At 74.5% G+C, this 5,251-nt stretch carries 5 protein-coding genes; 2 read left to right on the forward strand and 3 right to left on the reverse strand.

Features of this window, described 5'->3' with window-relative positions; translation table 11 throughout:
* Both GTW08_RS15455 and GTW08_RS15460 read right to left on the reverse strand, forming a co-directional pair.
* Positions 1 to 353: DUF4192 family protein (locus GTW08_RS15455; protein ID WP_161152109.1), on the reverse strand; the 353-nt coding region annotated here is incomplete at its 3' end.
* Positions 354 to 422: 69 nt separating this feature from the next.
* Entirely contained in the window at positions 423 to 1,682 is a 1,260-nt protein-coding gene (locus tag GTW08_RS15460) for an FAD-binding domain-containing protein (protein WP_073574190.1), read from the reverse strand.
* Between the two features lie 103 nt (positions 1,683 to 1,785).
* Between GTW08_RS15460 and GTW08_RS15465 the strand changes: the two genes are divergently transcribed.
* Positions 1,786 to 3,279 carry an FGGY-family carbohydrate kinase gene (locus GTW08_RS15465; RefSeq protein WP_073574191.1) on the forward strand — a complete coding sequence of 498 codons (1,494 nt, stop codon included), beginning with the start codon at positions 1,786 to 1,788 and terminating at the stop codon, positions 3,277 to 3,279.
* Positions 3,280 to 3,336: 57 nt separating this feature from the next.
* Positions 3,337 to 4,767 carry a Si-specific NAD(P)(+) transhydrogenase gene (gene sthA, locus GTW08_RS15470; RefSeq protein WP_174565847.1) on the forward strand — a complete coding sequence of 477 codons (1,431 nt, stop codon included), beginning with the start codon at positions 3,337 to 3,339 and terminating at the stop codon, positions 4,765 to 4,767.
* 1 nt (position 4,768) lies between these two features.
* On the opposite strand, the gene GTW08_RS15475 is transcribed toward sthA, so the two are convergent.
* On the reverse strand, positions 4,769 to 5,251 hold a 483-nt coding region (locus tag GTW08_RS15475), incomplete at its 5' end, for a M23 family metallopeptidase (RefSeq protein WP_161152110.1).

The raw sequence follows: 5,251 nt of genomic DNA on the forward strand, positions 1-5,251 counted from the left end.
TCGCGCACGACGAGCGCCAGTGCCCGGGCGGGCTGTTCCCCGGCGAGCACCCTGACCGCCTCCCGGCACACCCGGCGGGCCGACCCCGACGAGCGCGGCAGGTCGACCCGCACCGTGAGCCCGAGCCGGTCGTGGAGGTGCGGCCCGGTGACCGAGACGAGCACCAGTGACTCCCGGGGGTGGAAGCCGAGCAGCACCGGCACCGCGGCGATCAGCTCGGCGGGCCGGTCGAGCCGCAGACCGGGACCGGACTCGGTGTCGGGGGGCCACCCGGTGGCGGGCAGGTCCTCCGCCCCCGACGACGGGCCGGGGCCGGGGCCGGGGAGGGGGTCGGGCTGAGGGCAGGCGGTCATGCTGCCACGGTCGTCGCGGGCCGGGACGTGCGGAACGCCGTCACCCGACCGGCTGTGGACGGTCCCGCCTCACACCCCTTGCCGAGGGGGTGTCGTGGATGGTTTCCCCCCGCGCCGGGGCAGTCGCCTGCGCCACGCGGTGAACGAGGTGACCGGACCGGCGTGCGGGCGGTACAGCCACGGCCAGGGGTGCACCACGACCGGGCGGACGGCGGCGGAGCGCGTGACGAACCCGGGGACCGGGGCGTGGGTGACCGCGACGGGCGTGCCGTCGAGCTCGGCGGCGACGACGCCGCGGCGCACCAGCACGGCACGGCGTTCGCCCAGGTCGGCGAGGGTCTGCGCGAGGAAGACCAGCCGTTTGCCGGACAGCCGCAGCCGGCGCAGCAGCGGCTCGTCGAACACGAACACCGCGGGCAGTTCCGGGTGGGCGTCGAGGGCGGGGTCGGCGTCGCCGAGCGACTCCGCCGTCAGCCACACCGCCTCCGGCTCGGCGCCGGTGGAGACCGGGGCTGCCGGCCCCCCGGTCGTCTCCGGGTCGGGGTCCGAGCGCAGCCGCGGGTCGTGCTCGGGGGCCGGGCGCGACGGCGGATCGGCGGGCCAGTGCTCGATCGGGCAGGCGTCGGACAGCGCGCAGCTCCCGCACAGCTGCGGGGCGCGCTTGCGGACCTGCCAGCGGGAGAAGCCGTAGGGCTTGCCGGTGCCGGCGCCGACGGTCCACTGCCAGCCGAGCCGGTTCGCCGCGCGCGAGCCGTCGAGCAGGTGGGCGAAGAACTCGCTCTCCCCGCCCGCCCACTCGTGCCCGGCGCGCACGGTCCACTGCGAGGACAGCCACATGCGGGTCTGGTTCACCAGCCAGCCGTCGGTGTGCAGCTCGGTGAGGCAGGCGTCGACGCAGGCCATCTCGGCGGGCCACGGCTCGTCCCATCCCTGTTCGGCGCGGGCCGGGGCCGCGCGCAACGCGGAGCGGGTGCGGGTGCCGAGCCGGGCGTAGAGGTGGCGGGCGTACTCCTGCCAGCACAGCTCGTCGCGGAACTTGGCGCGGTCGCGCGGCGGGGCGTCGGCGGCGGCGTCCCAGGCGGTCGGCAGGTCGACCAGCCCGTGCCGGATCCACGGCGACAGCGCCGTCGCACCGCGCCGCGACACCGGCAGCACCTCGTTGCGCCGCTTCGCATAGCCGGTCAGGTCCAGCGCCGCGACGGCGGCGTCGGCCGCGGTCTGCCCGCCCCGGAACGCTCCGGAGGCGACGGGCTCGTCGCGGCAGAGGTCACCGAGGTGCTCGCGCACCCAGTCGGTCGCGGTGTCCGGGTGGGGTGTGGGCAGCTGCACCGGAGAAGTCTGCGGCGCCCCGGCCCACCGCGCGCGTCGACCTGCACGAATGTTCTGCACCCGTTCTGTGTGCACCGCGGGCGGGGGACGGTAGGAACGTCCCATGCACGTGTATCTGGGCGTCGACATCGGTACGTCGGGTTCGAAGGGCGTCCTCGTCGACGCCCGCGGCCGGGTGCTGGCCCGGGCCGACCGGGCGCACGAGACCGCACAGCCGCTGCCCGGCCACGTGGAGCACGACGCCGAGGCCGTCTGGTGGGGTGACTTCGTCGCGGTCGTGCGGGAACTGCTGCCCGCCCTCGACGACGGCGCCGAGCTCGCCGGCCTGGGGGTGTCGGGGATCGGGCCGACCCTGCTCCCCGCCGACGGCGACGGCCGCCCGCTGCGCCCGGCGATCCTCTACGGCGTCGACACCCGCGCCGGCACCGAGATCGACGAGCTGAACGCGGAGCTGGGCGAGGACGCGATCCTGGCCCGGGCCGGGACACCGCTGTCCTCGCAGGCGGTGGGGCCGAAGTGGCGGTGGCTGGCCCGGCACGAGCCGGAGGTGTTCGCCCGCACCGAGATGTTCCTGATGTGCTCGTCCTACCTGGTGCACCGGCTCACCGGCGAGTACGTGCTCGACCACCACTCGGCCAGCCAGTGCGACCCGATGTACGACCTGGCCGCCGCGGACTGGGCGCCCGACTGGGCCGAGCGCACCGCCCCGGGCATCACGCTGCCCCGGCTGCTGTGGCCGACCGAGGTCGCCGGGCGGGTGAGCGCGGCGGCGGCCGCCGCGACCGGGCTGCCGGAGGGGCTGCCGGTCACCGCCGGCACCGTCGACGCCTGGGCCGAGGCCACCAGCGCCGGCGTCACCGGCGCCGGGGAGGTCATGGTGATGTACGGGACGACGATGTTCCTCATCGAGGTCATCGACCGCCCGCACCCGCACCCGGCGATGTGGACGACCCGCGGGGCCGTACCGGGGTCGTTCACCCTGGCCGCGGGGATGGCGACCTCCGGGGCGATCACGAACTGGCTGCGCGACCTCACCGGGGAGGGGTTCACCGGGCTCGTCGCCGAGGCCGCGGAGGTGCCGCCGGGCAGCGGCGGGCTGCTGCTGCTCCCCTACTTCGCCGGGGAGCGGACCCCGCTGTTCGACCCGGACGCCCGCGGCGTGCTCGCCGGGCTGACCACCGGGCACACCCGCGGCGAGGTCTACCGGGCCGCGCTGGAGGGCATCGCGCACGGCGTCCGGCACAACCTGGAGGTCATGCGGTCCGCGGGCGGCGGCACGAAGCGCCTGGTCGCCGTCGGCGGCGGGGTGCAGGGCGGGCTGTGGACCCGGATCGTCACCGACGTGACCGGGGTCCCGCAGGACGTGCCGGAGCAGACCGTCGGCGCCGCGCTCGGCGACGCGTGGCTGGCCGCCGTCGCGACCGGGGCCGAGCCGCGGCTGCGCGACTGGAACCCGGTCGCCCGCACGGTCGAGCCGGACCCGGCGGCCCGCGAGGTCTACGACCGCTTCCACCCGCACTACCGCTCGCTCTACACCGCCACCCGGGAGACCGCGCACTTCCTCGCCGACGAACGGAGACGCTCCTACCGCGCGTGACACGCTGTTCACACCGGTGTGGTTGCCGCGCGGCGCGGCGGCCACCACGCTGTGCGGGTGAGTGCCGACGAGTCACCCGCCCACGACTACGACCTGCTGGTGATCGGCTCCGGTCCCGGTGGGCAGAAGGCCGCGATCGCCGCGGCGAAGCTCGGGAAGCGGGTGGCGATCGCCGACCGCGGCCACATGATGGGCGGGGTCTGCGTCAACACCGGCACCATCCCGTCGAAGACGCTGCGCGAGGCGGTGCTGTACCTGTCCGGGTTCAGCCAGCGCGAGATGTACGGCGCCAGCTACCGGGTCAAGTCCGAGATCACCATCGACGACCTGCTGGCCCGCACCCGGCACGTGATCGGCCGCGAGACCGAGATCGTGCGCAGCCAGCTGCTGCGCAACCACGTCGACATCCTGACCGGGACGGCGCGCTTCACCGACCCGCACACCGTCGTCGTCGAGGGGACGGGGCGGGGTGACCACAACCAGGTCACCGCCTCGCACGTGGTCGTCGCGACCGGGACCCGCCCGGCCCGCCCGGACACCGTCGCGTTCGACGGCGAGCGGGTCGTCGACTCAGACCAGGTGCTGCAGCTGGGCCGGGTGCCGGGCTCGATGGTCGTCGTCGGCGCGGGGGTGATCGGCATCGAGTACGCCTCGATGTTCGCCGCGCTCGGCACGCGGGTGACCGTGGTGGAGAAGCGGGACTCGATGCTCGGGTTCTGCGACCCGGAGGTCGTGGAGTCACTGAAGTTCCACCTGCGCGACTCCGCGGTCACCTTCCGGTTCGGCGAGGAGGTGTCCTCGGTCGAGGTGAACGGCCGCGGCACGGTGACCAGCCTGGCCAGCGGGAAGAAGATCCCGGCCGACATGGTCATGTACTCGGCGGGCCGGCAGGGCATGACCGAGGAGCTGGGCCTGGACGCGGCCGGTGTCCGGGCCGACGACCGGGGGCGCATCGAGGTCGACGAGCAGTACCGGACCTCGGTCGAGCACATCGCAGCGGTCGGCGACGTGATCGGGTTCCCGGCGCTGGCGTCGACGAGCATGGACCAGGGCCGGCTCGCCGCCTACCACCTGTTCGGCGAGCCCGTCCGCGAGCTGCACGAGCTGCAGCCGATCGGCATCTACACGATCCCGGAGATCTCGTTCTGCGGGCGGACCGAGGCCGAGCTGACGGCGGCGTCGATCCCGTACGAGACCGGGCTGTCGCGCTACCGCGAGCTCGCGCGCGGCGCGATCGTCGGCGACTCCTACGGCATGCTGAAGCTGTTGGTGTCGCCCGAGGACCACCGGCTGCTCGGGGTGCACGTGTTCGGCACGAACGCCACCGACCTCGTGCACATCGGGCAGGCCATCATGGGCTGTGGCGGGACGGTGGACTACCTCGTCGACACCGTCCTGAACTACCCGACGCTGTCGGAGGCGTACAAGGTCGCCGCGTTGGACGCGACGAACAAGATCCGTGCGCTGGAGTCGGTCCAGAACTCCTGACTCAGGTGTAGCGGAACCCGTTCGCGTCGAGCCACGGCTTCGGGTTGATCTTGGTGCCGCCCGGGTCGACGACCTCGATGTGCAGGTGCGGGCCGGTGGACTGGCCGCGGTTGCCGACCTCGGCGATCTGCTGGCCCGCCGCCACCTTCTGGCCGACCGAGACCAGCGAGCGGTTGATGTGGCCGTAGACGGTGACCGTGCCGTCGGCGTGCCGGACCCGGACCCACATCCCGAACCCGCTGGCGGGGCCGGAGCTGATGACGGTGCCGGCGATCGGTACGTGGATCGGGGTGCCGATCGGGGCGGCGATGTCGAGCCCCATGTGCTTCGTGCCCCAGCGGGAACCGAAGCCCGAGGTGACCCGGCCGGTCACGATCGACACCGCACCGCCCGCGGAGGCGGACTGCAGCGCGCCGGTGGCACCCGCGGCGCGGGCGGCCTCGGCCGCCCGGGCGCGCTCCTCGGCGGCCTTGCGGACCTGGTC

It is taken from the genome of Pseudonocardia sp. SID8383 (assembly GCF_009864975.1).
Lineage (GTDB): Bacteria > Actinomycetota > Actinomycetes > Mycobacteriales > Pseudonocardiaceae > Pseudonocardia > Pseudonocardia alni.

Coding starts and splice junctions, on each gene's coding strand:
- GTW08_RS15465 (WP_073574191.1), top strand. CDS start 1,786: ATGCACGTGTATCTGGGCGTCGACATCGGTACGTCGGGTTCGAAGGGC.